Origin of the sequence: Blastococcus sp. KM273129, assembly GCF_021698995.1 — a bacterium.
Lineage (GTDB): Bacteria > Actinomycetota > Actinomycetes > Mycobacteriales > Geodermatophilaceae > Blastococcus.
Window position 1 is genome coordinate 1 of record NZ_SSXB01000068.1, and the last position, 25025, is coordinate 25025.

Annotated in this window: 30 protein-coding genes; 6 read left to right on the top strand and 24 right to left on the bottom strand. The window is 74.9% G+C overall.

Translation table 11 applies throughout. From position 1 onward, the window contains the following. Positions 1-101: 101 nt before the first annotated feature. The 4 genes from E9565_RS16700 to E9565_RS16715 all read right to left on the bottom strand — a co-directional run bounded on the left by E9565_RS16700 (position 102) and on the right by E9565_RS16715 (position 4110). Positions 102-404, bottom strand: coding sequence for a flagellar FlbD family protein (locus tag E9565_RS16700; RefSeq protein WP_236827344.1), 303 nt, complete (start codon positions 402-404; stop codon positions 102-104). A 135-nt stretch (positions 405-539) separates the two neighbouring features. Beyond that, the gene (locus E9565_RS16705; RefSeq protein ID WP_236835948.1) at positions 540-1844 is read right to left on the bottom strand and encodes a hypothetical protein; all 1305 of its coding nucleotides are present in this window, start codon (positions 1842-1844) and stop codon (positions 540-542) included. Further along, on the bottom strand, positions 1841-2266 hold the full coding sequence (locus tag E9565_RS16710; protein ID WP_236835950.1) for a hypothetical protein: 426 nt from the start codon (positions 2264-2266) through the stop codon (positions 1841-1843). Before E9565_RS16710 ends, E9565_RS16705 begins: the two co-directional genes overlap by 4 nt. Beyond that, the gene (locus E9565_RS16715; RefSeq protein WP_236835952.1) at positions 2263-4110 is read right to left on the bottom strand and encodes a hypothetical protein; all 1848 of its coding nucleotides are present in this window, start codon (positions 4108-4110) and stop codon (positions 2263-2265) included. The genes E9565_RS16710 and E9565_RS16715 overlap by 4 nt, the downstream gene beginning before the upstream one ends. A gap of 89 nt (positions 4111-4199) precedes the next feature. Here E9565_RS16715 and E9565_RS16720 point away from each other — a divergent pair, with 89 nt between their 5' ends. Then, positions 4200-4961 carry a MerR family transcriptional regulator gene (locus E9565_RS16720; RefSeq protein WP_236835953.1) on the top strand — a complete coding sequence of 254 codons (762 nt, stop codon included), beginning with the start codon at positions 4200-4202 and terminating at the stop codon, positions 4959-4961. Here the strand turns inward: E9565_RS16720 and E9565_RS16725 are convergent. Beyond that, positions 4958-5164, bottom strand: coding sequence for a hypothetical protein (locus tag E9565_RS16725; protein WP_236835955.1), 207 nt, complete (start codon positions 5162-5164; stop codon positions 4958-4960). The genes E9565_RS16720 and E9565_RS16725 overlap by 4 nt on opposite strands. A 93-nt stretch (positions 5165-5257) precedes the next feature. Then, positions 5258-6196: a siderophore-interacting protein gene (locus E9565_RS23345; protein WP_236835957.1), complete on the bottom strand. Its 939-nt coding sequence runs from the start codon at positions 6194-6196 to the stop codon at positions 5258-5260. A 141-nt stretch (positions 6197-6337) separates the two neighbouring features. Between E9565_RS23345 and E9565_RS16735 the strand changes: the two genes are divergently transcribed. Next, positions 6338-7288: an ABC transporter substrate-binding protein gene (locus E9565_RS16735; RefSeq protein ID WP_236835959.1), complete on the top strand. Its 951-nt coding sequence runs from the start codon at positions 6338-6340 to the stop codon at positions 7286-7288. 50 nt (positions 7289-7338) lie between these two features. On the opposite strand, the gene bfr is transcribed toward E9565_RS16735, so the two are convergent. Both bfr and E9565_RS16745 read right to left on the bottom strand, forming a co-directional pair. Further along, positions 7339-7821, bottom strand: coding sequence for a bacterioferritin (bfr, locus tag E9565_RS16740; RefSeq protein ID WP_236827352.1), 483 nt, complete (start codon positions 7819-7821; stop codon positions 7339-7341). Continuing rightward, positions 7808-8032 carry a bacterioferritin-associated ferredoxin gene (locus E9565_RS16745; protein WP_236827353.1) on the bottom strand — a complete coding sequence of 75 codons (225 nt, stop codon included), beginning with the start codon at positions 8030-8032 and terminating at the stop codon, positions 7808-7810. Before E9565_RS16745 ends, bfr begins: the two co-directional genes overlap by 14 nt. A gap of 143 nt (positions 8033-8175) precedes the next feature. Between E9565_RS16745 and E9565_RS16750 the strand changes: the two genes are divergently transcribed. From E9565_RS16750 to E9565_RS16760, 3 genes are read left to right on the top strand one after another with little or no spacing between them, the layout of a single operon-like run. Then, positions 8176-8958: an isocitrate lyase/phosphoenolpyruvate mutase family protein gene (locus tag E9565_RS16750; protein ID WP_236835961.1), complete on the top strand. Its 783-nt coding sequence runs from the start codon at positions 8176-8178 to the stop codon at positions 8956-8958. Positions 8959-8968: 10 nt separating this feature from the next. Continuing rightward, positions 8969-9493, top strand: a complete 525-nt coding sequence (locus tag E9565_RS16755; protein ID WP_236835963.1) for a trans-aconitate 2-methyltransferase — start codon at positions 8969-8971, stop codon at positions 9491-9493. 33 nt (positions 9494-9526) lie between these two features. Then, positions 9527-10705 (top strand): acyl-CoA dehydrogenase family protein, encoded by a 1179-nt coding sequence (locus E9565_RS16760; RefSeq protein ID WP_236827356.1) that lies wholly within the window; start codon positions 9527-9529, stop codon positions 10703-10705. Between the two features lie 55 nt (positions 10706-10760). Here E9565_RS16760 and E9565_RS16765 read toward each other — a convergent pair whose 3' ends face one another. The 5 genes from E9565_RS16765 to E9565_RS16785 are packed head-to-tail and all read right to left on the bottom strand — an operon-like array spanning position 10761 to position 15291. Further along, positions 10761-11006 carry a hypothetical protein gene (locus tag E9565_RS16765; protein WP_236827357.1) on the bottom strand — a complete coding sequence of 82 codons (246 nt, stop codon included), beginning with the start codon at positions 11004-11006 and terminating at the stop codon, positions 10761-10763. After that, positions 11003-12484: a glycosyltransferase family 2 protein gene (locus tag E9565_RS16770; RefSeq protein WP_236835965.1), complete on the bottom strand. Its 1482-nt coding sequence runs from the start codon at positions 12482-12484 to the stop codon at positions 11003-11005. Before E9565_RS16770 ends, E9565_RS16765 begins: the two co-directional genes overlap by 4 nt. Next, positions 12481-13230 (bottom strand): histidinol-phosphatase, encoded by a 750-nt coding sequence (locus E9565_RS16775; protein WP_236827359.1) that lies wholly within the window; start codon positions 13228-13230, stop codon positions 12481-12483. The genes E9565_RS16770 and E9565_RS16775 overlap by 4 nt, the downstream gene beginning before the upstream one ends. Then, entirely contained in the window at positions 13227-14216 is a 990-nt protein-coding gene (locus tag E9565_RS16780; protein ID WP_236835967.1) for an ATP-grasp domain-containing protein, read from the bottom strand. The genes E9565_RS16775 and E9565_RS16780 overlap by 4 nt, the downstream gene beginning before the upstream one ends. Next, entirely contained in the window at positions 14209-15291 is a 1083-nt protein-coding gene (locus E9565_RS16785) for a response regulator (protein ID WP_236827361.1), read from the bottom strand. Before E9565_RS16785 ends, E9565_RS16780 begins: the two co-directional genes overlap by 8 nt. A gap of 240 nt (positions 15292-15531) precedes the next feature. Here E9565_RS16785 and E9565_RS16790 point away from each other — a divergent pair, with 240 nt between their 5' ends. Then, the gene (locus tag E9565_RS16790) at positions 15532-16242 is read left to right on the top strand and encodes a response regulator transcription factor (RefSeq protein WP_236827362.1); all 711 of its coding nucleotides are present in this window, start codon (positions 15532-15534) and stop codon (positions 16240-16242) included. A 94-nt stretch (positions 16243-16336) separates the two neighbouring features. Here E9565_RS16790 and E9565_RS16795 read toward each other — a convergent pair whose 3' ends face one another. From E9565_RS16795 to E9565_RS16845, 11 genes are all read right to left on the bottom strand, one after another. Then, positions 16337-16747 (bottom strand): Hpt domain-containing protein, encoded by a 411-nt coding sequence (locus tag E9565_RS16795; protein ID WP_236835969.1) that lies wholly within the window; start codon positions 16745-16747, stop codon positions 16337-16339. Then, positions 16741-17154 (bottom strand): hypothetical protein, encoded by a 414-nt coding sequence (locus tag E9565_RS16800; RefSeq protein ID WP_236827364.1) that lies wholly within the window; start codon positions 17152-17154, stop codon positions 16741-16743. The genes E9565_RS16795 and E9565_RS16800 overlap by 7 nt, the downstream gene beginning before the upstream one ends. Continuing rightward, positions 17151-17768 carry a signal peptidase I gene (locus E9565_RS16805; RefSeq protein WP_236835971.1) on the bottom strand — a complete coding sequence of 206 codons (618 nt, stop codon included), beginning with the start codon at positions 17766-17768 and terminating at the stop codon, positions 17151-17153. The genes E9565_RS16800 and E9565_RS16805 overlap by 4 nt, the downstream gene beginning before the upstream one ends. Positions 17769-17800: 32 nt before the next feature. Beyond that, complete coding sequence (locus E9565_RS16810; protein WP_236827366.1) at positions 17801-18412, bottom strand: TasA family protein; 612 nt, start codon at positions 18410-18412, stop codon at positions 17801-17803. 123 nt (positions 18413-18535) lie between these two features. Continuing rightward, positions 18536-20284 (bottom strand): cell wall metabolism sensor histidine kinase WalK, encoded by a 1749-nt coding sequence (locus E9565_RS16815; protein ID WP_236827367.1) that lies wholly within the window; start codon positions 20282-20284, stop codon positions 18536-18538. Next, positions 20281-20712, bottom strand: a complete 432-nt coding sequence (locus tag E9565_RS16820; protein ID WP_236835973.1) for a response regulator transcription factor — start codon at positions 20710-20712, stop codon at positions 20281-20283. Before E9565_RS16820 ends, E9565_RS16815 begins: the two co-directional genes overlap by 4 nt. Before the next feature lie 211 nt (positions 20713-20923). Continuing rightward, entirely contained in the window at positions 20924-21691 is a 768-nt protein-coding gene (locus tag E9565_RS16825; RefSeq protein WP_236835975.1) for a DUF3618 domain-containing protein, read from the bottom strand. A 26-nt stretch (positions 21692-21717) separates the two neighbouring features. Further along, positions 21718-22242, bottom strand: a complete 525-nt coding sequence (locus E9565_RS16830; RefSeq protein ID WP_236827370.1) for a phage holin family protein — start codon at positions 22240-22242, stop codon at positions 21718-21720. A gap of 1 nt (position 22243) precedes the next feature. Further along, a complete protein-coding gene (locus E9565_RS16835) occupies positions 22244-23113 on the bottom strand; it encodes a hypothetical protein (RefSeq protein ID WP_236835977.1) in 870 nt (289 codons plus the stop codon). A gap of 298 nt (positions 23114-23411) precedes the next feature. After that, complete coding sequence (locus E9565_RS16840) at positions 23412-24191, bottom strand: enoyl-CoA hydratase/isomerase family protein (protein WP_236835979.1); 780 nt, start codon at positions 24189-24191, stop codon at positions 23412-23414. A gap of 2 nt (positions 24192-24193) precedes the next feature. Further along, on the bottom strand, positions 24194-25025 hold an 832-nt coding region (locus tag E9565_RS16845), incomplete at its 5' end, for a neutral zinc metallopeptidase (protein WP_236835981.1).

Consider the following 25025-nt stretch of genomic DNA (forward strand, 5'->3'; position numbering starts at 1 on the left):
ACCCAGGTCCCGGCCCACGCACGCCCACCCACCGAAACCAAGATCAAGAAACCGTCCCCTGCACTACCGACTCCGAATCGGTGGATTCAGGCTGAGCGGCGTCAGCTCGGGACGGCGCCCAGCTCGGTCTCGCGCGCCCGCCCCGTGCCGTGCCGCTGGGCGAGCCGGGCGAGCCGGGCGGCCGTCGGCGTCGCGGCGTACCCGTCGGTGAGCCGCGCCCGGGCGACCAGCGCCCCCGCGCGGTGGGCGGCGATCGAGTGCAGGACCTCCTCGAAGGCCGTCTCGACGACGTAGTGGGTGCCGTCGACCAGGTGCACGACCGTGTCGGGGTCGCGCTCGACCCGCTCGATCAGGTCGGGGTCGACGGCGAAGTGCTCACCGTTGCGGCAGCTCACAGCGATCACGGGGCGGTCCTCTCGCACTCGTCGGCCCGGGGACCGGTGGCCCGGTCCGGACATCGGTCCGGCACCGGGGCCATCGGCAGCCCGGGGCCCGTGCTGGAGGTCGCCGGGCCGGATGCGCCCGTTCGGGTGACCCGCTCAGAAGCCGAACAGCAGGCCCAGCCCGCCGAGGGTGAACAGGACCATCACCACCACCAGCGGGAGCTGGTCGGAGGCCCGGGCGTGGCGCGCCGAGCGGAGTGCCCGCTCGTGCGCCAGCGCCACGCCGACGACGTGGCCGGCGATGATCGCCCCCACCTGCACCAGCGCGATCGCGTCGGAGCCGACCGCGGTCAGGTCGACCCGGTTGCGGTACGTGCCGAACAGGTCGACGCCGGCGACGCCGAACGGGTTGCTCACCAGGATCCAGGTGTGCTGCCCGTCGAGGAGCAGCAGGCTGAAGTAGTGGGCCACGGTGTAGCCCAGCGCGATCGGGATGACCGTGGCCGCGTACCGGCCCGGCTGCACGCCCGGGGCCTGCCCCGCCAGCCGCCCGGACAGCCGCGTGCCCAGCGCGTACAGGGCGGCGACCACGCCGATCGACGCCAGCAGGCCGACCGTGCCCGACAGGGTGTCGTCCGCCGCGCCCGGGCCGGTCTGCCACCACACCGTGCGCGAGAGCCCGTCGAAGGCGGTGGAGCCCAGCAGCACCACCACCAGCGCGGTCAGCCCGGGCTCGGCGGGGGTGGCGAGCGCGCCGGCCAGCGGGTTGCGCAGCACCGGGCGGCCGTCGTCCCGCCGCCCCCACGGGGAGAGCCGGGCGATCAGCGTGGAGTAGGCCTCGAACCCGTCACCGCGGGCGAACCAGCCCTCGCCGAACCACAGCGACAGCGCCACGTGCACCACCGCGTGCACCAGCAGGAACACCCCGACGGTCACCGGCTCGGCGCGGCCCGGGAAGACCAGTTCGAGCCAGACGAAGGCGAGCAGCGACGCCGCCGCGGGCCAGAGACCGAGCGCGGGCAGCCGGGCGGCACCCGGCGCGTCCGGCGCCACCGGCCGCAGCAGCCGGTGCAGCAGCCGCAGCGGGTTCGCCACCCGCCAGACCGGGCCGAGCAGCAGGCTCGCCGGCACCAGCCCCACCCAGAAGGTCACGTACAGCACCCACGGGGCGAGGTTGCGCGCGGTCTCCCGGGGCCCCAGGAACGCGACGGCGACGACGAGGGCGGCGACGGCCAGCGCGCCCGCCTGGAGCCCCCGCCGCAGCGGCGCGGCGTCGACGACCCGCTGCACGCCGGCCGGCAGCGGGCGCCCCGACCCGGGACCGCCCAGCCGGGGCGTGCGCCAGAACAGCAGCAGGACGGCGAAGCTGACCAGGATGGCCGCCCCCGCGCCGTAGAGCGCGAAGCCGATCGGGATCGGCAGGTCCGTGCGCGAGCCGACGCCGTGCGCGAGGACGCTCACCCGACCTGCAGCGTCAGCAGCACCGTCCCGGCGTCGTGCAGCTCCAGCTCGAAGACCCCGGGGATCGTGGCGTCGAACGCGAGCTCCGCCGGCTGCCCCGGCACCAGGTCGGCCAGCTCGTCGTACCCGTGCAGGTGCGCCTCGTCGGCGACGTCGGAGGTGACGACGACGGTCACCGGCTCACCCAGCGGCACCGGCACCCGGCCGGTGTCGCCGGTGACCCGGCCGTCCGCGTACGCCACCTCGATGCGCCGGCCGGCGGCCTCCGTCGGTGCGGGGTCGGTCGGCGTGGTGCTGCCGGCGGCGGGGGAGTCGGCTGCCGCAGGAGCGGCCGCCTCCACGGCGGGGGCGGCCGTGCCGGCGCAGCCGGCGAGCGGGAGCGCCAGCAGCAGGACGGCGGCGGCCGTGCGGCGCGGGCTCACCGGCGCGCCCCGGACGCCGCCGTGCGCTGCCGGGGACGGCCCGCCGGGGCGTCGGCGGACGGCTCCCCGGCGGGGCCGCGGCGGGCGTGGCGGGCCACGCCCCAGGCGATGGCGGCCACGAGCGCCAGCGTGCAGGCGAGCACCACGAGGTTGGACACCAGCCACAGGCCGCCGCCGACATCCTGCAGCTCCCGCTGCAGGATGTCGATCTCGGGGATCGCGCTGCGGGTCATGCCGTCCTCGGCGGGGATCTCGTCGGCGGGGATCGCGTCGTCCTGCGGCAGGTAGATGGGGAACGCGGTGAGCACCCGCCCGTCGTGCACGCGCAGCAGCGTCTTCCACGTGCCGTGCAGCGGCACCGGCTCGGTCGTCCGGTACTCGCCCTCGCCGACCCGCTCCAGCGGCGTCACGACCAGGCCCTGGCCCTGCCAGGCGGTGATCTGCAGCCACGCGGGGTCGTCCGGGAAGTCCGCCGGGTCCAGCCGCACCCCGATGTCGGCGGTGCGCGGCCCCGTGGTGACCTCATCGATGGTGAAGGTCGCCTCCACGTCGTCGGGGACGGTGGCGACCAGGCCGTTGGCGACGGCGCCCGCGAGCACCGCCAGACAGGCCAGCAGCACGCCGCGGGCGACGGCGGGGCGCGGCAGCCGGCGGCGCAGCCCGGTGGCCAGCAGGGCACCCAGCAGCGCCCCGGCGATGCCGCCGGCGAGCGCCATGAGCGTGCCCTCGACCAGGATGTCGCTGCCCCAGCTGAGCTCCTGGACGAGGTGGGTCCAGCCCCCCTCCGTGGCATGGCCGACCGTGCCGATCGCCACCCCGGCCACGGCGCCGAACAGCAGCGGCCTCCGCGCCGGCGGCAGCGCGAGCGCCAGGAGCTCGACCGCGATCGCCGAGCCGAGGTAGAGCGGGAACGTGGGGGTGATCTCGCCGAGGCCCGGGCCCACGACCAGCGCGATGGAGCCGCGCACGACCAGGAAGAACACCGTCGCGGCGAGCGCGCCGCCGCGGCCCATGAACATGCGGGCGGCGACCAGCGCGACGCCGGCGGCGCCGGCGATCATGAACGGCTCCAGCACCAGCCGGAACTGCGGCACGTCGAAGTCGTACTCGCCCTGGAACACCGACATGCCCAGCAGCAGCCCACCCATGGCCGAGGCCTGCCGGAGGAAGCGGACGGTGCCCGCCCGGTCACCGCCGTCGGTGGAGCGCCTGCCGTGCCCCTCCTGCTCGAGGACCAGCAGCCCGACGATCGACAGGCCGGCGCCGCCGATCAGCATCAGGTGGGTGGGGCCCCAGAGGGTCACGTCCTGGCCGAACATCCGGTGCCACACGTCGTCCAGGGGGAACCCGAGCAGCGCGTAGAAGCCCGCGGCCGTGAGCAGGATGCCGCCGACCGGGACGTCCCAGCCGCGGACGAAGCGCACCGCCGCCGGGCCGGGCCGCTCGTCCAGCGGCATGGCGCAGGCCAGCACACCGCCGGCGAAGACACCGAACAGGCCGAAGAGGATGAGGTAGTGGGCCGGGTTCGCCAGCGGACCCTCGTCACGGCCCACGCCGATGTGCAGGGCGATGTCCCACAGCATGCCGAGCAGGGCGGTGAGCAACGACGCCGTGGTGAGGACCGTCGGCAGGGCGACCCAGCCCGGTGCGCCCGTGGCGCGGCCCAGCCGGTCGCCCACCCGCACGAGCAGGGTCGACCGCCGGGTGCGGTGCGCGAGGACCAGGGCCAGCAGCACGGCGGTCAGGAGCGCGCCGATGCCCGTGGCGAGGGCGACCTCGCCCAGGGCGGCACCTCCTGCCGGACGCGTCTCGGCGGCGATCAGCACGGTGTCCCTCCCAGGCATGTGCCTATGTAACACGAGCAACGGTTACATCGACAAGTGCTACATGGAACGGGTCGCATACCGTGTGCGGACGACGGAGAGGAGCAGCCGTGAGCCAAGCCCCACCCGGGCCGGCCAGTGAGGACGAGCAGGAGCTGACGGTCGACGAGCTCGCCGCCCGCGTCGGGCTGACGGTCCGGAACGTGCGCGCGTACGCCGCCCGGGGCCTCCTGCCGCCGCCGCGCATGGTGGGCCGCACGGGCTACTACGGCCGCGGGCACGTCGCCCGGCTGCTGCTGGTCCGGGAGATGCTCGCCGAGGGGTACTCGCTGGCGATGATCGAGCGGACCCTCGCCAGCGCCCCGCCGGCGGCGAGCTCGGCCACCCTCGCGCTGCACCGGGCGCTGCTCACGCCGTGGCTCCCGCCGGAGCCGGAGGAGACCACCGGCCCCGAGCTCGCCGCCCGGACGGGCGTGCAGATCGGCCCCGCGCTGGTCGACCAGCTGGTGGAGCTCGGCATCGTGGAGCGGCTGGGCGGGGAGCGGCTGCGGGTGCTCGACCCGGCGCTGCTGGTGGCCGGGCTGCAGGTGGTCGGTCTCGGCGTGCCGTCGGCGGCGCTCATCGCGGCCCAGGCGCAGGTCAACGAGCACGTGCGGGCGATCAGCCGCACCTACGTGCAGATGTTCGTCGACACCGTGTGGCGGGGCTTCGTCGAGGCCGGGGCGCCGCCCGCGCAGCTGGACGCCATCCTGGCCACCGTCACGCGTCTCCAGCCGGTCGCGGCGCAGGCGGTGCTGGCCGCGTTCCGCACCGAGATGGCCGCCGAGGTGGCCGGCGCCGTCGAGGCGGCGCTGGGCGAGCTCGGGGGCTAGCGGTCCGGGGCGTCGTCCTCGGCGAGCTCCTCCCGCGTCGTGCCCCGGCGGTCGGCCTCGGCCGCCGCCTCCCGCGCGGTGATCCGGCGGTCGCGGACGACGGCGCCGGCGACCAGCGCCACGAGCACGGCCGCCGGCACGAAGAAGCCGACGGTCCCGATGACGCTCAGCCCGTCGGTGGCGACCACGTCGTAACCAGGCACGAGCTCATGTGACACCGGCTGGTGTCATGGTGTCAACCGGAAGGGTGAGCTCATGTGACACCGGCTGGTGTCATGGTGTCAACCGGAAGGGTGTCAGTCGGAGTCGCGGCCCTCGCGCCAGTAGCCCATGAAGGCCACCGACCGGCGGTCGACGCCCACCTGTTGGACCAGGTGCCGGCGCAGGCCCTTGACCACGCCGGCCTCGCCGGCGAGCCAGGCGTAGACGCCGGAGGAGCCCGCGGCCACGGTGTCCTCGGCGGGCACCTCCCAGAGGATGCCGGCGTCGACGTCCACGTCGGCCAGGTCGACCGCGGGGGAGGGGGAGACGAGGTCGCCCAGCTCGCGCACCGCCGCGAGCACGGCCTCGGTGAGCAGCCGCCCCCGCGGCGCGGCGGGTGCGCCGTCGGCGGGCCAGCGGGGCAGCCAGGTGATCTCCACCCCCGCCGGGGCGGCGACGTTCAGCGCGTCGCCGGCCGTCGGCACCTCGAGCAGGACCTTGGCGCGGCGGCCGGCCGGCAGGCCCTCGACGATCGCGCAGACGGCCGGCACCGCGGTCTCGTCGCCGGCGATCAGCAGGCAGGAGGCGTCGGCCGGCGGGTGCCACTCGTAGCCGCCGGTCTCCCCGGGGAAGCGGGCGTTCGGGGCGACCAGGACCACCTCGTCACCGGGGCCGGCCTGCTCGGCCCACGCCGAGGCCGGGCCGGTCGCGCCGTGCAGGACGAAGTCGACGTCGACCTCGCGCTGCTCGGGGCGCAGCGCGCGGACGGTGTAGGTGCGGATCGGCATGCGGCGCTCGGCGGGCAGGGTGCGCCACGCGCCGTACCAGTCCTCGCCGGCCGGGCAGTCCAGGATGCCGCGCCCCGGCAGGGGCAGCATGACCTTGATGCGCTGGTCGCGGCCGTTGGACGTCAGGTCGTCCATCTCCGGCCCGGTGAACGTGACCCGCAGGAAGCTCGGGCTCAGCCGCTGCACCCGCGCGACGCGCACCGGGAAGGTGCGGTAGGCGGGGATCTGCGCGGTCTGGACGGTCACGGCCACTCCCGGGTCGGTGCGTGTGGGCCGGCTCCCTAGTTAGGCTAGCCTTCCCTGGCTTCCGGCAGTCTTGCACACGGACGCCGGCCGATCCAGACGCACGCCCCTCCCCGGGGGTGCGCTCCAGCACGGAGGAGAACCATGACGATGCGCCTCTCGCGCGCGACCGCCCTCGCGGTGGCGGCCGCCCTGACCCTGGCCGCGTGCGGCGGTGGGGACGAGCCCGACGACGGGGCGTCGGGCGGGACCGTGACGGGGGACGCCGCCTTTCCGCGCACGGTCGAGCACGCCATGGGCGCGACCGAGATCCCGGCCGAGCCCGAGCGGGTCGTCGTCCTGGACACCGGTGAGCTGGACTCGGCGCTCTCGCTCGGCGTCACCCCCGTGGGTGCGGTGACCACCGACGTCTCCGAGACCTTCCTCAGCTACCTCGCCGAGGACGCCGAGGGCGTCGAGGTGGTCGGCACGATCGCCGAGCCGAACCTGGAGGAGATCGCGGCGCTCGAGCCGGACCTCATCCTGTCCAACTCCGTGCGCCACGAGGACATCTACGACCAGCTGTCGCAGATCGCCCCCACGGTCTTCGCCGCCGACGTCGGCGACACGTGGAAGGAGAACCTCCTCCTCGACGCCGAGGCGCTGGGCAGGGAGGAGGAGGCAGCCGAGCTCATCGCGGACTACGAGGAGCAGGCCGCCCAGCTCGGGCAGGAGATCGGGACCGGTACGACGATCAGCCCGATCCGCTTCGTCGGCGGCACCATCCGGGCCTACCAGCCCGACTCGTTCATCGGCACGGTGCTCGGCGACATCGGCCTGGAGCAGGTCGAGCTGCCGGCGGGCCGCCCCACCTTCGCCGAGCTGAGCCCCGAGGAGATCAGCCAGGCCGACGCCGACGTGATCCTGTACTCGTCCTACGGGCCGGTCGCCGACTCGGGCGAGGCTTCCGTCGTCGCCGGACCGCTGTGGCCGATGCTCACGGCGGTCCAGGACGGGCGGGCCTTCCAGGTGGAGGACGACGTGTTCTACACCGGGATCGGCCTGCGCGCCGCCACCCTGCAGCTCGAGCGGCTGCGGGAGCTGCTGGCCGGCTGAGCCCGGGAGCGCGACGAGGGCCCCTCCCGACGGGAGGGGCCCTCCTCGCGTCAGGGCGTCTCGGTGGCGATCTGCGCGGCCAGGTACTGCGGGGAGCCGACGCGCTCGATGGCGGCCAGCTGCGCCTCGAACCAGTCCGCGTGCTTCTCCTCGTCGAGGACCATCTCCTCGAACACCGACGCGGTGCCGTGGTCACCCAGGTCGTGGCACTCCTTCGCGGAGGCGTTGAACTGGGCGACGGCGGCCTTCTCGCTGTCGAGGGCCAGCACGAGCATCTCCTCGGCCGTCTCACCCACCCGGATCGCCCCGAGACGCTGCAGGTTGGGGTGGCCGTCGAAGAGCAGGACGCGCTGGATGAGGGCGTCGGCGTCGCGCATCTCGTCGATGGAGAGGTCGTAGAAGACCTTGCCGAGCTTGGGCAGGCCCCACGCGTCGAGCATGCGGGCGTTCAGGAAGTACGTGTTGGTGACCGTCAGTTCGAAGGTCAGCGCGTCGTTCAGCAGTTCGACGACGCGGGGGCTAACGGGCTGCACCGGCCACTCCCAGCTCTCGCTCGGCCGGGTGCTCGGTGGTGCCCCCGGCTCGCACCGGGCAATGCTGGCACACCAGCTCGCGCAGGGAGGTCACGCAGTTGCCGCAGGTGCGCCCGGCGCCGGTGGCCCGGGCGACGTCGGCGACGCAGCGCGCCCCGTTGGCGATCGCCTCGAGGACGTCGCGGTCGGTGACCACGGTGCAGTGGCACACGTACATGGAGCGGACGCCTAACGGGAGACGGCGGGGGCTGCCCCGGCGCTGGCGCCCGGGCGACCCACGCAGGTTAGCCTGGCCTTACCGGTTCCCGCCAGGGTGGCTGGTCAACGGCTCCGCGCGCGCCCTAGGTTGCCCGCATGCCCGACCTGGCCTCCCGCGCCCGCACCCTGCTGCGGCTGCAGACCGATCCCCGCATCCTCGTCCTGGCCAACGTCTGGGACGTGACCTCCGCCCGCGTCGTCGCCGGCACCGCGGGGACCGGTGCGCTGGCCACGGCCAGCCACGCCATCGCCGCGTCGCTGGGGTACGAGGACGGCGAGCGCATCCCGCTGGAGCTGCACCTGGACGTGGTGCGGCGGATCGCCGCCGCCGTGGAGCTACCGGTGTCCGTCGACATGGAGGCGGGCTACGGCGACCCGGGCGGGACGGCGGCGCGGGTGATCGCGGCCGGCGCCGTCGGCGGCAACCTCGAGGACGCCCTGCGGCCGCTCGACGAGGCGGTGGCCGCCGTGGGGGAGGTGCTCGACGCCGGCCGCGCCGCCGGCATCGACTTCGTCCTCAACGCGCGCACCGACGTCGTCCTGCTCGCGCCCGGGGACGCCGACCGGGCGGCGCTGCTGGAGGAGGCGGCGGACCGGGGCCGCGCCTTCCTGGCCGCCGGCGCGGCCGCGGTCTTCGTGCCCGGGGTGGTCGCGGCCGGCGATATCGCCGCGCTGGTCGGGGCCCTGGGGCGGGGGCGGCTGAGCGTGCTGGCCGTTCCCGGCGCCACCCCGCCGGTCGCGGAGCTGGAACGGCTGGGCGTCGCGCGCGTCTCCACCGGCCCCTTCGCGCAGCGCGCCGCCCTCACCGCCCTGCAGGACGCGACGGCGGAGCTGCTCGCGGGTGGGGTGCTGCCGCCGGGCACCCGGATGCTGAGCTGAGGCGGCCGGCGTGCGGGCGTCGGAGCGGCTGACCTGGGCGGCGGGCCTGGTCGACCCGGCGCCGGGGGAGCGGGTGCTCGAGGTCGGCTGCGGCCACGGCGTGCTGGTCGCCCTCCTCGCCGCGCGGCTGCCGGGCGGGCACGTCGTCGCGGTCGACCGGTCGCCGGCGATGGTCGCGGCGGCGACCGCGCGCAACCGGGCGGCGGTCGACGCCGGCCGCGTCACCGTCCACGGTGGCCCGCTGGTCGAGGTGGAGCTGCCGGAGCGCGGGTTCGACGTCGTCGTCTCCTTCGACGTCCGGGCCTTCTGGACGCCGCCGGGTGCGGAGTGGGACGTCGTCGACCGGGTGCTCGCCACCGGCGGGCGGATCCTCGTCGGCTGCTCCGTGATGGGCCCGGACACCGTCGAGCGGGTGCTGGCCGGGGTGCTCCGGGCGGCCGGGCCGCGGGGCTTCACGGAGCACGCCCTGCACCGGGCGGAGACCAGCCCGTTGCCCGCGGCGGCGGTCGAGTTGCGGCGCGCACCCGGCGGGTAGGAGGCCGGGCGCCACCGACGAGAGGACACCCGCATGACCGACGACCTCATCCCCGGCGACCTCTACGCCTACGAGTCGCTGCTGGCCGACGACGAGCGCGAGGAGCTCGCCGGCATCCGCAGCTTCCTGCGGGAGGAGGTCCGCCCGGGGGTCAACGAGCACTGGGCGGCGGCGACCTTCCCGATGGAGCTCGTGCCGCGCTTCGCCGAGGCCGGGCTCGTCGGCCGCAGCTACGACACGGAGGGCTCGCCGCGGGCCTCCCGGCTGTTCACCGGGTTCATCGCGCTGGAGACCGCCCGCGTCGACCCGTCGATGGCCACCTTCCTCGGCGTGCACAACGGCCTGGCGATGGGCTCGATCGTCACCCTCGGCTCCGAGGAGCAGAAGGCCCGCTGGCTGCCGGGCATGCTGGCGCTGGAGAAGATCGGCTGCTTCGCGCTGACCGAGCCGCACGGTGGCTCCGACGTCGCGCTCGGCCTGGAGACGACCGCGCGCCGGGACGGCGACGAGTGGGTGCTCGACGGCGCCAAGCGCTGGATCGGCAACGGCACCTTCGCCGACCTCGTCGTCGTCTTCGCCCGCGACGTCGCCGACGACTCGGTGAAGACCTTCGTCGTGGAGAAGGGGACCCCGGGCTTCAGCGCCACCAAGATGGAGGGCAAGTACGCCCTGCGCACCGTGCAGAACGCCGACATCACCTTCGAGGGCTGCCGGGTCCCGGCGGAGAACAAGCTCGAGGGCGGCAACACGTTCAAGGACGTCAACCGGGTGCTGAAGCTGACCCGCGGCGGCGTCGCGTGGAGCGCCGTCGGGTGCCAGATGGGCGCCTTCGAGACGGCGCTGGCCTACGCGAAGCAGCGGGAGCAGTTCGGCCGGCCGATCGCCGGGTTCCAGCTGGTCCAGGACCTGCTGGCGCGCATGGCGGGGAACGTCACCGCGAGCCTGGGGATGGCGGTGCGGGTCGCCCAGCTGCAGGAGGAGGGCGTCTTCCGCGACGACCACGCCGCGCTGGCGAAGAGCTACGTCACCAGCCAGGCGCGGCAGACGGTGGCGTGGGCCCGGGAGCTGCTCGGGGGCAACGGCATCCTGCTCGAGCAGGACGTCGTCCGGTACTTCAACGACGCCGAGGCGCTCTACTCCTACGAGGGGACCCGCGAGATCAACCAGCTGATCGTCGGCCGGGCCCTGACCGGGGTGAGCGCCTTCGTCTGAGCGGGTGGTGCGGCCCGCCCCGCCCCGGGTCAGGGGGGCGGGCCGGGCCGCGGTCTCAGGCGCCGAGGACGGCGGTGCGCACCAGGTACAGCAGCACCACCACGGCGACCGCCACGGCGAGCCCGACCCACAGCCGGCGCTCGCGCACGCGGTCGGCCTCGGTCTCGTCGGCCAGCGCGACCGGGTCGGCCCACACCGGGGGCAGCCCGCCGCAGCGGGCGAGCAGCTCCTCGGTGAGCACCACCGGCGGGCTCACCCGGAACGGCTGCCCGGCCCCGACCAGGTGCTCGACGCTGCTCATGCGGTGACCCTCCCGGTCTTCTCGGTCTTGTCCCAGGTCATCGCGGCCCCGCGGAACTCCTTGACGTAGGCGTCCACGGTGATCGCGCACATCATCGGCCCGAAGCCGACCAGGTAGAGCGCCAGCGGCGTCAGCGGCCGGCCCCAGCGGGTGCCCTCCAGCCTGCGCACCCCGTAGGCCAGCGGGATGCAGAGCACCAGCCAGCTGTAGACGAACAGCGTCCAGAACGTCTCGGCGCCGCCGGACAGGGGGACGATCCCCGGGAAGGCCGCCGAGACCAGGACGACGAAGGAGACGGCGCCGGGGAACAGCAGGGCCTCGCGCCACACCTTCAGGCCGGTGCGCGGGTCGACCGACATCGTCAGCGTGATCATGAAGACGAACGTCGCGATCGGCACGAAGACCGCTGCGCCGAACACCTCCGAGGCGAGCTCGCTGTCGAGCAGGAAGAGCCCGATGAGGCCGACCGAGGTGAGCAGCATCGCCACCGGCAGCAGCAGGATGGCGAACCAGAAGATGCCGAAGAAGAAGCCGCCCAGCCCCGGGTGCACCGACCGGCGGAACCACAGGTGCCGGTACATCGAGGTGATCTGCACGTTGCCCCGGGCCCAGCGCAGCCGCTGCTTCCACAGCGCGTCCACGCCGGCCGGCTCCTCGGCCAGCACGCGGGCGTGCGGCTCGAAGACGACGCGGCGCCCGGCGAGCTGGGTGCGGAAGGTGGTGACGGTGTCCTCGGCCAGCGACGAGGTGTCGATCTGGCCGCCGATCGCCACCAGGTTCTCCCGCGAGTGCAGCTGGGCGCCCCCGGCCAGGCAGGCCATCGCGCCGGCGACGTTCTGGGCCCGGCGCGAGGCGGCCTGCGCGGCCAGGTAGTCGAACCCGATGAACCGGGTGATGCCCTCCGGGTCGCCGCTGCCCTCGCGGATGTAGGCGGTGACCGCACCGACCGTGGGGTCGGCGAGGTGGCGGGTCATCTTGCGCAGCGAGGCCGGCTCGTAGATGACGTCGGCGTCCATGATCAGGAGCGCCTCCATCCAGTCGTCGGCGAGGATCTCGCGCAGCCCGTGGTTGAGGGTGTGCGCCTTGCCCTCGCCGCCCTTCTCGCGGCGCAGGTGCACGACCCGGCCCGGGAAGCGCTCGGCGCAGGCGGCGAGCACGGCGGGGGTGTCGTCGGTGCTGGCGTCGTCGACGACGTACACCCGCAACCGGTCCGGCGGGTAGTCCAGCCCCATCAGCCGCTCGATCGAGGTGGTGAGCACCGCGGCCTCGTTCCAGGCCGGGATCACCACCGCGACGTTGGGCAGGTACGGGCCGGTCTCCCGGTAGTGGTTGCGCACCGCGTGGAACGGGATGACGAGGAACTGCGCCAGCCCGGCCACGACGGGGACCGCCCCGATGCCGACCAGCGCCAGCAGGACGACGGTCAGCGCGGTCTCCCCGATCGCGGCGACGTCCGTGCCCGCGGCCAGGGTGCTCACCGGGCGCCGACCAGCCGGGTCGCCGACGCCGCGTCAGCCACCCACGAGAAGCGGCCCACCGTGGCGGCCTCGTGGCTGTCGGTGGAGCCGACCAGGGTCACCCCGGCGGCGGCCAGCGCCAGGACCACGCGCGGCCCCGGGCAGCGCCACTTCTCGTTGACCTCGACGGTGGTGCCGGTGCGCACCGCGGCATCGGCGATCGCGGCCACGTGCTCGTCGAGCAGTTCGCTCTCGTGCAGCCCGATCTTGGGCAGCAGCGAGAACAGGTGGGCGAGCTGGGCGCGGCCGGCCCGCTGCATCGCGCGCACGGTGGCCTCGACCAGGATCGACAGCGCGTCCTGGGCGGGCAGCCCGCCCTCGATCTCCTCGAGCGTGCGGCGGGGGCTCCACGGACCGTCCGGCCCGGGGAACTGGTGGTCGGCGATGAGGATGCGGTCCACCCCGCCCGGCCCCACCACGAGGTCCTCGGGCAGGTCCAGGCGCCCGGAGGCGTCCAGCATCTTCGCCTCCACGCCGGTGAGCACCTCCAGCCCCTCGACGCGGGGCAGCGCGGCGACCTCGGCGAGGAAGCCGGGCACCCAGGTCGTCGTCGTCCGGACGTGGTCGACCATGCGGATGCTGGCCAGCCCGGTGTCGCGGGCGGCGACCAGGTTCTCCGCCGGCGCGCTCACCGCGTCGTCGGACCAGGTGGAGTGCACGTGGTGGTCGGTGAGCAGCAGGTCGAGGTCCTGCAGGGCGGTGGTCATCGGGCGGCCTCCTCGGCGACGACGTCGGACGGGGCGAGGAAGACGTCCTCCAGGTGGCGGACGACGGCGAGCTCGCGGAACGGCACCGCGGCCGGCAGCGGCCGGCCCAGCGCCAGGTCCAGGGCGAGCGAGGGCATGTCGACGCCGGCGGCGACGGTCAGCGGCATCGCCCCGGGGAAGCGCGGGTTGACCTCCAGGAGGGCCGGGCGGCCCTCGGCGTCGCGGCGCAGCTGCACGTTCGCCACCCCGACCAGCCCGATCGCGCGGGCCACCCGGCGGGCGGTCTCCTCCAGCTCCGGGTCGGCGACGGTGGCCCCGGCGACCGAGACGCCGGAGTCGACCCGCAGGCGGGACCGCGGCACGGCGGCGACCACGTGCCCGTCGGCGTCGGCCAGCGTGTCGACCGAGTACTCCTCGCCGGGCAGGTGGGCCTGCACGAGGGTGTCCTCGTCGCTGCCGAGGGCGCGCAGCGCGGCGGCGTCCTCGACCAGGCGCACCCCGCGGGAGCCGGCGCCGCGGCGCGGCTTGACGATCACCGGGTAGTCCCAGCTGCCGGCGTCGGTCGCACCCAGCAGCGCGGTGCGCGGCGTGGGCAGCACCTCGGCGCAGCGCTGCGCCAGCGCGTACTTGTCCAGGCAGACCTCGAGCGTCTCCAGGCTCGGGGCGGCCAGCGTGGTGCCGACGGCGTCCAGGCGCTTGCGCTCGGCGGCCAGCCGCGGCAGCTCGACGTCGACGGTGGAGAACAGCACGTCGACCCGCTCCCGCTCGCACAGCGCGACCAGGTGGTCGACGAACTCCTCGTCCAGGCCCGGCCGGACCAGGTGCCGGGCACCGGCCTCGACCAGGTAGAGGCCGCTGGCGTACCGGTCCATGTCGGCGGCGAGCAGCACGACGTCGTCGCGCCGGGCCAGCGAGCGGAGCACGGCGATGCCCGCGGGGCCGCCCGCTCCGGTGACGAGGACGCGGGTGGGGCTGGGGTCAGACACCGTAGGGCTCCGGGGTGGTCGAGGTGGCGGGGGAGGGCTGCTGGAAGGCGGACTCGCTGGTCGCGCCGACGACGCCACCGGCGTCGCGGACCACCTCGAGCGGCTCGCAGTACTGGCCGCCGCTGCCGTAGCGGGACCAGTAGCGGGCGGTGGCCAGGACGAAGTCGTCCTGGAGGTAGGCGCGGATGCCGGCCTGCGAGCGGAAGCTCTTGAGCAGGTCCAGCTTGGTGCGGGTGAACCCGTCGATGGAGACGAAGCGGGAGGGCCGGAAGTCGATCGTCGCCGAGGGGCTCTGGAAGCAGGCCACCGTCGGCACGTTGCGGGTCGCGACGGTCGCGGCCTGGTGCACCGCCCGGTGGTCCTGGTGCCGGTCGTTGGCCGAGTGCGTGTAGACGATCGTCGGCCGCACCTCGGCGACGACGCGCTCGATGATCGACATGGTCGGGTCCATCGGGCTGATGCGGGTGTCCTCGAGGTCCTCGAGGAACAGGCGGGCGCCGATCAGCTCGGCGGCGGCCAGGGACTCGTCCTGCCGGTCGTCGGCCGCACCGCCGCGCGCGCCCCGCGAGAGCGTGAGGATGACGACCTGGTCGCCGGCCGAGCGGTGCGCGGCCAGGGTGCCGCCGACGCCGATCTCGACGTCGTCGGGGTGGGCGCCGATGGCGAGCACCGTCTGCCGCCGGGGCGCCGCGGCGCGCTTGGCCTGCGCGGTCTCGGCCAGCCGGCGGATCGTCGCAGCCAGGGTCTCCTTGGGCACCGGCTTGACGAGGAACTCGTCGGCCTGGCGGCGCAGGGCGTCCACGGCGTAGTCGACCGACGCGTGCGCCGTCATCACGGTCACCGGCAGGTCCGGGCGCAGCGCGCGGAGCCGGTCGAGGAACTCCAGCCCCGTCATGCCCGGCATCTCGATGTCGGTGATCGCGGCGTCGAACTCGGTGCGCCCGGCGAGGGCGAGCGCCTCGAGCGGGTCCGCGCACGTGGTCACGGCCATGCCGCCCCGCTGCAGCACGGTGCGCACGAAGAATGCGGTGTCGGGGTCGTCGTCGACGACCAGGACGTGCAGGGCACCGTCCACGGTTCCGGCTCCCGTCGGTCGGGTCCCCCGGGTCGACCGGGAGGGGGAACGGGATGTCCCCGCGGGGGTTGACGGCCGCCCGGGCCCCACCCATGAGCCGTGCCCCGCCGTCCTCACCCGATGGGGTGGGCCGGGGGACAGGCCGCCCGCTCAAGCCGCCCGGCCGGCGTGCCGATCACCCGGTCAGGTGACCGGAGGACCAGCCTCCGCACGCCCAGCGAGCAGCGAGGAGGGGACGTCGTGCCGGAGCAGTCCGTGCTCGTGGTGGAGGACACCGAGGAGATCCGCGAGCTCGTGACCACGGTGCTCGGGCGGGCGGGGTTCGCCGTGCGCGCCGTCGGCACCGGGATCGAGGCGCTGGAGGAGGTGCGGCGCGACCCGCCGGACCTCATCGTGCTCGACCTCGGGCTCCCCGACGCCGACGGCACCGAGGTGTGCCGGCAGATCCGCGCCGAGACGCCCTGCTACGTGCTGATGCTCACCGCGCGGGCCGAGGAGGTCGACCTGCTCATCGGGCTGGCCGTCGGCGCCGACGGGTACATGGCCAAGCCGTTCTCCCCGCGCGAGCTCGTGGCCCGGGTGCAGGCGATGCTGCGCTTCCCGCGGACCGCCCCGCAGCCGGCCGCGGCGCCGGCCGCGGCGGCCGAGTCGGTGCGCCGGCTCGCCGAGCTGGAGGTCGACGAGGACAGCCGCGAGGTCCGGGTCGACGGCGAGGTCGTCGACCTGACCCGCACCGAGTTCGACCTGCTCGCCGCGCTCGCCTCCCGGCCGGGTCGCGTGCTGCAGCGGGAGACGCTGCTGCGCGAGGTCTGGCACACCGACTGGGAGGGCAACCTGCGCCTGGTCGAGGCGCACATGTCCAACCTGCGCCGCAAGCTCGTCGCCGCCGGGCTGAGCACGCCGGAGATCAGGACCGTCCGCGGCGTCGGCTACCGGCTGGTCGCCGCGTAGCCCCCCTGCCGCGCAGGCACAGGAAGCTGTGCACCCGCCTCGGGGCCCCGGGACGCCGGTAGAAGCTTCCTATGCCTCCGCGGGTCGGGGGCGCTCAGCAGGCGCCGGCGAGCTGCTGCAGCCGGGCGACCCGCGAGTGGGCGAGCACCCCGCGGCGGGCGTCGGCGGCGATCTCCTGGCAGATCGAGGCGACCTCCGGGTGGCCCAGCTGACCGCTGGTCCCGGCCAGGGTGTGGGCCGCGAAGGCGACCGCGGTGGCGTTCCCGGCGCGGGTGTGCCGGTCGATCGCCGACAGCCGCGAGGGCAGCGCCTCGGCGTACACGCCCCGCAGCCGGGCCATCAGCTCGCCGTCGACCAGGTCGTCGTCCGCGGCGTCGTCCCCGGCCTGCGCGCCCGGCCCCGTGGTCCGGGCGCGCAGGAAGTCCAGGAGGCCGTCGTCGGAGAGGAGGGCGACGGTCCGGCCGGGGGCAGGGGCCGTCCGATCCGCGGGCAGGCCGGTCAGCACGACACGGCCGCGGTCGGTGCGGACGTCGCCGTCCAGCCGTACGGGGTCTCGGCGGTCACCGTGAACGTGTAGCTCTGCCCGGAGGCCCAGTAGGTCTCGCTGACGCTCGTGCCCCGCGCACCCGTCCGGCCCACGACGAACGTCGTGCCGTTGCTCCGGCGGGCGGTGACCACGTAGCCGCTGACATCGGGAGAGGAGCTCGGGCTCCACGAGATCCGGACCCCGAACCTCAGGAAGCACCAGCTGCCGGCCGTGCTGACCGCCGTGGGCGGCTGGACGACCTCGGTCGAGATGGTGGTCGGCACGCTCGCGGTGCCGTCGAAGCCGGCCGCGGCGGGGACGGCGGTCCCGGCGACGAGTGCGGCGGCGAGGCCGGTGACGGCCAGGGCGCGGCGGACGGCGTTCACGCCTGGTCCTCCTCGGTCTGCCGGGTCGGGCGCCAGATGGTCAGGAGCAGCCAGCCGGCGAGCAGCGCGGGGGCTCCGTAGAGCAGCACCTGGCTGACGACCGGGGTGCGCAGGAGCTGGACCAGGTGGCCGAACTCCGGGATGACCGCGCGGACCTGGTAGACGCTGTCGCCCTGGAGGCCGGCGGTCCACGGGTCGATGGCCTCGTTGGCGTCACCCCTGGTCTGCACGGTGACGCTGCCGTCCTCGGCCCGGTCGACCGAGACGACGCGGTGGGTGACGAGGCTGCGGTCGCCCACCGGCATGTGGTACGTGATCACCATGCCCTCGGTGAGCTCGGTGAGGGCGATCGGGGTGGCGATGGTGATGTCGCCCGGCTCGATGCCCGGCGCCATGCTCGCGGTCAGCATGGTCATCGTGCGGTAGCCGAGCAGGTGCGGTCCGACGGCCAGGACGGCGAAGGCCAGGACGGCGACCCCCATGACGCCGCGGACCAGCCACGGGGTCGTGCGGCCCACGGTGCGGCGGAACCGGCCGGCCGTGGGACGCGCGTCCTCGCTCGGGGCCGGCTCGACAGCCGGCGCCGCGGCGCGGACGGGGAGGACGGTGGTCATGGCGGGAACTCCGTGTGGTCGTCGGGCGGGGCTCAGCGGGCGGTGCCGGCGGCCTGCGTGCCGGTGAAGGTCAGGCGCAGGGTGGCGGTCTTGCCCTGGAAGGAGTTGTCGGCCGCGGTCGGCAGCGAGATCGAGAAGACGAGGTTGTCGGAACCGCCCGCGGTCAGGGACTTGAGCCCGGGGAGGTCGACGGGCTTGAGGACCGGCCCGGTCGAGAGCTGCTTCTCGCCGCTGGCGCAGGTGTAGGTGCGGGCCGTCTCCGTGCCGCCCTGGACCCAGGCGACGTCGCAGGACCTGACGGTCAGCTGCAGCCCGTTGGCCGCGCCGTTGGTGAGGACGCTCGACGTGGCGTCCGTGGCGGAGAGCCCCACCGAGGAGAGCCCGGTGCTGCCGTCGTTCGTCAGCGTCACCGCACGGGTCAGGCTGTCACCCGGCACGAAGCCGGTCGTGGTCACCGGGATGGCCGCCGCGGGCTGGGTCAGGTCGATCGAGACCGTGCCGGAGCTGATCGTCGTGTCGACCGAGGTGGAGTCGGTGAAGCTGCCGAAGGTGCCCAGGCCGGCGACCGCGGCCGCCGCGCCGATCACGCCGAGCGAGCCGATGACCTTGCGGGCGGTCGAGGCGGTGGCGGTGGTGGTGCTCATGTCCCTGCGTCTCCTGTGTCCGGGGCGACGCCGGTTCTCCGGCGACACCGAGGACTCTCCGGGGGCAACCGCAGGCCACCCGCCAGCGATCCGCAAGGAATCCGCAAGGAATGGGCGCGTCCGTCACCCGGGGACGGGCAGGGTCATCGTGAAGGTGGTGCCGACGCCCTCGGTGCTCTCCAGGTCCAGCGTGCCGCCGTGGGCGGTGGTGATGGCCTTCGTGATGGTGAGCCCGAGCCCGACCCCGGGGACGGCGTTGCGCTGCGCGTTCGACGTCCGGAAGAAGCGGGTGAACATCTGCCCCTGCTCGCCGGCGGGGATGCCCATCCCGGTGTCGGCGACCGAGAGCAGCGCCACCGGCGCCGCCTCGGGGACGCGGTGGTCGACGACCTCGCCCTCGGGCGTGCGCCAGCCCCGGCGCAGCACCAGGTCGATGCGCCCCCCGGCCGGCGTGAACTTGACCGCGTTGGAGACCAGGTTGTCGCAGGCCTGCCCCAGCCGGACGGCGTCGCCGGCCACGACCAGCCCGTCATCGGGCACGTCGACGACGATCTGCACACCCGCGGCCGCGGCGGCGACCCGGGCGGTCTCCTCGGCCGCGCGGACCACGCCGGCGAGGTCGACGTCGGCCGGCTGCAGGGTGAACCGGCCGCTCTCCACCTGTGCGGTGAAGAGCAGGTCGCCGACCAGCCGCAGCAGCCGCTGGGCGTTGCGCTCCACCGTGGCGAGGTACTGCCGCTGCTCGTCGGTGAGGGGCTGGTCCTCGTCGTCCATGACCAGCTCGAGGTAGCCCAGGATCGAGCTCAGCGGCGTGCGCAGCTCGTGGCTGATCAGGCTGACGAACTGGTCCTTCATCCGCTCGGTGGCGCGGGCCTCGGTCATGTCGGTGCCGACGAAGTTCCAGCCGGCGTGCGCGCCGCGGTCGTCCGAGCGCGGGGTGATGGCGACGGAGACGGTGCGGTGGCTGCCGTCGGCGGCGACGTAGGTCCAGTCCCGGACGTCGCTGCCGTGCTCGCGGGCGGCGTGCACCAGCGCCTCGAGGCCGGTGCCGCAGGCGCGGTCCGCGGCGGCCGCGTCGAGCTCCTCGGGCAGGTGGAAGTCGAGGATCGAGCGGGTCCGGACGACGTCCGGGCGGGGGACGCCCAGCATCTTCTCCGCCCCGGGGTTCCAGACGCGGATGGTGCCGTCCCGGTCGGTGCCGATGATCGACTGCTCGGTGACCGCGTCGATCACGCTGGTCATGGTCTGGGCGCGGGCGGCCAGGATGCGCGAGGCGGTGTCCAGCTCGTCGGCGCGGCTCTGCACCTGGGCCAGCAGCGCGGCCTGCTCCCGCTCCAGCTGCCCGATCTCGCGCGACCGGGCGGCCAGCCGGCGGGCGGTCCCGTGGACCGCCGAGCCCCCGGCGGCGACGACGAGGGTCCCGAGCAGCAGCGCACCGGGCGGGTCCGTGACCGCGGGCACCGACAGCACCGCGGCGCTCCCGAGCACGCCGACCAGCAGCCCCCGGCGGTCCGGCTGCATGGCGAGCGCCCACAGCGGGCCCACGAGCAGCAGCAGGGTGGTCGCGGAGCCGGTGCCCGCGTGCAGGAGGGCGACGGCGCCCAGCTGCGCCGCGGGGACGGCGACGGAGCCGGCGACGGAGCGGGACCGTCGGGCGGCCCACGCGACGCCGGTGGCGGCCGAGGCGGCGGCCAGGCCCGCGAGGACGAGGTCTCGGTCGGCCACGGGGATCGAACCGGTCAGCAGCAGCAACGCCGCCCCGGTGAACAGGACCGTGCACAGCAGCGGCCCGTGCAGCACCCCCGCGACGGGGGATCGGCGGGTCCAGGAGCCATCGGCTGCCTGCGGGCGGTCGAGGACGGCGAGGCTCATGCCACCGGCTCCCCCGCGGCCAGCGCGCGCACCTGCCGGACCAGCCCGGCCACGGTGAACGGTTTGGGCAGGTAGGCGTCGGCGCCGGCGGCCAGCCCGCGGGTGACCTCGTCCGGGGAGGCGCCGGCCGACAGCAGCAGGATGCGGATGCCGGCGGTCGCCGGGGTCGCGCGGAGGGCCGTGCAGATCTCCAGGCCCGTGGCACCCGGCATGGAGACGTCCAGGACGGCCAGGTCGGGGAGCTCGGCCCGCGCCGCGGCCAGCGCCGTCGTGCCGTCGGGGGCCGCGACGACCACGTGCCCGCCGGCCTTGCGGACGGCCAGGCAGACCAGGGCGCGGATGTCGTCCTCGTCGTCGGCGACGAGCACGCGGATCGCACCCGGGGCCGGCCCGGCGGAGCCGCCGGGGGAGTGCAGGGCCGGATCCACGGGAGCTCCCGTTCGGTCGTGGTCCCGGCGCGGAGCTGCGGGGGGACCGGGGTCGTCGTCCCTGGGAGGAACGGCGCCGCGCCGGCAGGCCTGCAGCAGGCGGCGCGCCGGCTCACCCGTCGGGGTGGTGCCCCGGCCGCGGACAGCGCTGCGCCCCGCCGGGGAGCCCGGCGGGGCGCAGCGCTGCGTGCGGGTCGGCCGACCCGCGGTGTCAGGAGCCGGAGGAGCGGCTCTGCACGTTGTCCTTGGACTGCTGGGCCTGGCCCTGCACGTTGTCCTTGGACTGCTGGGCCTGGCCCTGCACGTTGTCCTTGGACTGCTGGGCCTGACCCTGCACGTCCTGCGCGGCCGACTGGCCTTCCTGCTTCACGGTCTCGGTCGCGTCCTGGGCGGTGGACCTGACCTCCTCCACCGCGTGCTGGGCGGCCGGCTTGAGCTGCTCGCCCATCTCCTGGGCTGCCTCCTTGGCGGGCTGCAGCAGGGCGTCCTTGTTCTCGCGGAACGCGGTCTCGGCCTGGTGGGCGAGCTCCTGCTCCTTCTGCGTGGCGGGCAGCAGGCTGGACACCAGCCAGCCCGCACCGAAGGCGATCAGCCCGGCGGCGAGCGGGTTGCCCTGTGCCTGGCGCACGATCGTGTCCGGTGCCTGCTGGACGGCCCCGACCGCGGACGACGCCGCGTCCTGCACGCTGCCGGCCGCGCTCGACGCCGCGTCCTGCACGCTGCCGGCCGCGCTGGAGGCCGCACCCTGCACGGAGCCTGCCGCGTTCGAGGCCCGGTGCTGGGCCGTGGAGGTGGTGTCGTGGGCGGAACCCATCACCTTCTCCTTGAGGGAGGTCATGCGGCCCTTGGCCGCGGTCACCCTCCGGTCCACGACGCGGGACGGGTTGACCTTCTCGTTGAGGGCGTCGACGTCGTAGCTGAGCTCGCGCCGGGTGTCCTCGATCTGCCGCCGGATGACGTCCGGGTCACTGCTGGTCATGGTTGCGACTCCTCGCGGTCTGGTGGTCAGTGGGGCTTCATGGCGCCGGGCACCTGCTGGAGGGTGTCCACGGTGCGCTCGGGCTTGGGGTTCACCTGCTGGAACTTCTTGCGGCCCATCACGTAGGCGACGGCCCCGACGACGCCCCACAGGACGGCCACGATGAGGGCCGCCAGGCCGGCGTCCATGACGTTCTCCAGCGCCCACCAGAGGGCGAAGGACAGGAACATCAGCACCATGTAGCCGGCGAACCCGGCGGCGCCGAACATCCCCGCGCCCTGGCCGGCCTTCTTGGCCTCGGTCTTGAGCTCGGCCTTGGCCAGCTCGAGCTCCTGGCGCATCAGCGTGGAGAGGTCCTTGGTGACCTCGCCGATCAGCGCGCCGACCGAGACGCCCTCGACGTCGGGGTGGCCGGACTCGGTGGTGGGGGTGCCCATGTCGCCGCTGTAGTGCTGCTGGCCCTCGGGGTAGTCCGCGGCGTAGTTCTGCGCCGTCGGCTCCGCGTAGCCCTGCGACCCCGCGGGGGTGGCGCCGGAGTAGGGGGAGCTCATCTCAGCGCACCTCACCGGGCCGGCGGGCGGGGTCGTCCCAGCCCGAGGGGGCGGTCGGCGGCACCGCGCTGCCGGCCCGGTGAGGTGCGCTGAGAGGGTACCGGGGCACCGTGCCGTACGGCGGCGGGGGCAGCGGTGCCCCGGTACCCGTCCCCGCACCCGTCGTGGCGGTGGAGTAGCCCGAGTACGTCGGCGCCGGGTCGACGTAGTTGGTGGGCGTGCTGCGGTGGTGCTGGCCGTGGTCCTGGCCCGACCCGGAGTCGCTGTGCACCGCCCGCGCGCCGCTGGTCAGCCGACCGGCGAGGACGCCGGCCGCGGCGGCACCGAGCAGGAACAGGCCCGGCTTGCGGCGGGCGAAGGTGCGCACCTCGTCGAGGAGCTGCGCCGGCTCGCGGTTCTGCAGCTTGTCGGCGAAACCCTCGACCAGGCCGGAGGCCTGGTGGAGCAGGTCGCGGGCGGGGCCGGGGGCGCCGTCGCTGGTGCCGTCGGCCAGGCCGCGCAGCTCCTGGGCCAGGGACGAGAGCCCCGTCGCGGCCTTCTGCTGCTGGGCGACCGTCTGCTCCTTGAGCTGGCTGCGGCCCTGCTCGAGCAGGTCCTTGGCCTGGCGCTGCGTCTCGCCGGCGACGTGCTTGGCCTGGTCGGCGGCGGTCGAGGCGACCTGGCTGCCGGCCTGCGCGGCCGTGTGCCCGACGGCGCGGGCCTCGCCCTTGGCGACGTCCTTCGTCTGCTGGGCCTCGCCCTTGGCGACGTCCTTGGTGTGCTGCGCCTCGCCCTTGGCGGCGTCCTTGGTGGACGTGCTGTCGGTCGTGGTGCTGGTTCCCGTCGTGGGCGGAACCGGCGGCGGGAACGGGGCGTCGATGGAGTGAGTCATCGGTCCTCCTCGGCATGCTTCGTGGTCGGTGGGAGCGCTACCCCGGCGCCGTTCCGGCACACATCCGGGCGGTGCGTTACCGCGGGTGGACGGCCGTGACGTCGTCGGGTCGGCGCCTCGTGGGTTCGGGCGCGAGAGCTGGTGTGCCCCGGCGCATCCGTGCGTCCCGGGGCGCGGTCGGGTGGTGGCGGTGGAAGGGGCCGGCGCAGCGCTGCACCGGCCCTCTGCCGCTCGCGAGAAACCCGTTCCGCGCAGCGGGTCGGGTACCCGCGCCCGGGCGTGGCCGAAACGCCCGATGTCAGCCCGACCAGGGAAAGCGCGGTGCGCGGCGCTCCGTGAAGGCGGCGACGCCCTCGGCCAGCTCCCCGGCGGCGATCGTCTCGCGGTAGCGGGCGGCGGCGAGCGCCTCGCCGTCCCCGCCGTCGGCGAGCGCGGCGACGACCTCCTTGATCGAGCGCTGGGTGAGCCCCGAGCGGGAGGCCAGCACCGCCGCGAACCGGTGCGCCTCGGCGTCGAGGTCGTCGGCGTCGACGAGCCGGTCGACCAGGCCGGTGCGCAGCGCGGTCCCCGCGTCGACCAGCTCACCGCTGTAGAGGAGGTACTTCGTGGTGGCCGGTCCGACCAGGTCCACCAGCGCCCTGGTGGAGGCGGGCGTGTAGACGATCCCGACCTTGGCCGGGGTGACGCCGAAGACCGCCGTGGGGTCGGCGAACCGCAGGTCGCAGCAGGTCGCGAGCTCCACCCCACCCCCGATGCAGTGGCCGCGGACGACCGCGAGCGTCGGCTTGGGGAAGCTGCGCAGCGCCGCCTGCGCGGCGAGGTTGTGCCGCCGCACCTCGGCCATCGGGTCGACGGGGTCCGGGCCACCGAGGAGGTCGGAGATGTCGGCACCGGCGCAGAAGCTGGGCCCGGCGCCGGTGACCAGCAGGGCCCGGACGCCGGGGTCGTCGGCGAGCGGGGCCAGGACGGCCGGCAGGGCCGCCCACATGCCCACGGTCATCGCGTTGCGCTTCTCCGGCCGGTCGATGGTCAGGACGGCGACCTGCCCGTCCCGCGTCACGCGGAGGTGCTCGGTCATCGTCAGCCCAGGTCGTCGGTGGCGAAGGTGTCGCAGCGGCCGGGGTCGCCGGTCTCGTACCCGGTGAGGAACCAGCGCCGGCGCTGCTCGGAAGTGCCGTGGGTGAACGCGTCCTGGTCCACCGTGCCGCTCCCCAGGTTCTCCTGGATGAAGTCGTCGCCGATGCGCCCGGCGGCGTCCAGCGCCCGGGCGATGTCGTCGTCGGTGATCTCGGCGATCAGCGGCTGCCCCGACTCGTCGGGCACCGTCTCGGCGTGGTCGGCCCAGGCGCCGGCGAAGCAGTCGGCCTGCAGCTCCAGGCGCACGGTGCCGCTCGTGGGCCCCGACTCGCCGGGGGTGACCTGGCGGTTGATGCCCAGCAGGTTCTGCACGTGGTGGGCGTACTCGTGCGCGATCACGTAGGCGTTGACGAACAGGCCGCCCCGGGCGCCGAACTGCTGCTCCAGCTGGTCGAAGAAGCTGAGGTCGATGTACACCAGCTCGTCCGCCGGGCAGTAGAACGGCCCCGACCCGCTGGTCGCCCCGCCGCAGCTGGTCTGCACCGAGCCGGAGAAGAAGACGGTCTGGGTGGGGCGGTAGTCGGCGCCGAGCACCCCGGTCCAGTAGTCCTGGATCGACTCGATGTCGGCGACGACGGCGCACTCGACCGAGTCGTTGGCGTCGGCCCCGGTGCGGCACCGCTCCTCCAGCCGGCCGTTGTCGGCGGTCTGGCCCGGCCCGAGCCCCGAGAGCCCGCCGACGCCTGCGCCGGTGCCGTCGCCACCGCCGCCCAGGAGCTGGAAGAGGACCAGCACGACGATGCCGACCACCCCCAGCCCGCCGCCGCCCACGGCG

Excerpts from the sequence above, each read along its gene's own strand:
- E9565_RS16715 (WP_236835952.1), bottom strand. The coding sequence starts at position 4,110 with ATGCCTGGGAGGGACACCGTGCTGATCGCCGCCGAGACGCGTCCGGCA.
- E9565_RS16735 (WP_236835959.1), top strand. The coding sequence starts at position 6,338 with ATGACGATGCGCCTCTCGCGCGCGACCGCCCTCGCGGTGGCGGCCGCC.
- E9565_RS16750 (WP_236835961.1), top strand. The coding sequence starts at position 8,176 with ATGCCCGACCTGGCCTCCCGCGCCCGCACCCTGCTGCGGCTGCAGACC.
- E9565_RS16760 (WP_236827356.1), top strand. The coding sequence starts at position 9,527 with ATGACCGACGACCTCATCCCCGGCGACCTCTACGCCTACGAGTCGCTG.
- E9565_RS16765 (WP_236827357.1), bottom strand. The coding sequence starts at position 11,006 with ATGAGCAGCGTCGAGCACCTGGTCGGGGCCGGGCAGCCGTTCCGGGTG.
- E9565_RS16775 (WP_236827359.1), bottom strand. The coding sequence starts at position 13,230 with ATGACCACCGCCCTGCAGGACCTCGACCTGCTGCTCACCGACCACCAC.
- E9565_RS16805 (WP_236835971.1), bottom strand. The coding sequence starts at position 17,768 with ATGACCACCGTCCTCCCCGTCCGCGCCGCGGCGCCGGCTGTCGAGCCG.
- E9565_RS16810 (WP_236827366.1), bottom strand. The coding sequence starts at position 18,412 with ATGAGCACCACCACCGCCACCGCCTCGACCGCCCGCAAGGTCATCGGC.
- E9565_RS16815 (WP_236827367.1), bottom strand. The coding sequence starts at position 20,284 with ATGAGCCTCGCCGTCCTCGACCGCCCGCAGGCAGCCGATGGCTCCTGG.
- E9565_RS16825 (WP_236835975.1), bottom strand. The coding sequence starts at position 21,691 with ATGACCAGCAGTGACCCGGACGTCATCCGGCGGCAGATCGAGGACACC.
- E9565_RS16830 (WP_236827370.1), bottom strand. The coding sequence starts at position 22,242 with ATGAGCTCCCCCTACTCCGGCGCCACCCCCGCGGGGTCGCAGGGCTAC.
- E9565_RS16835 (WP_236835977.1), bottom strand. The coding sequence starts at position 23,113 with ATGACTCACTCCATCGACGCCCCGTTCCCGCCGCCGGTTCCGCCCACG.
- E9565_RS16840 (WP_236835979.1), bottom strand. The coding sequence starts at position 24,191 with ATGACCGAGCACCTCCGCGTGACGCGGGACGGGCAGGTCGCCGTCCTG.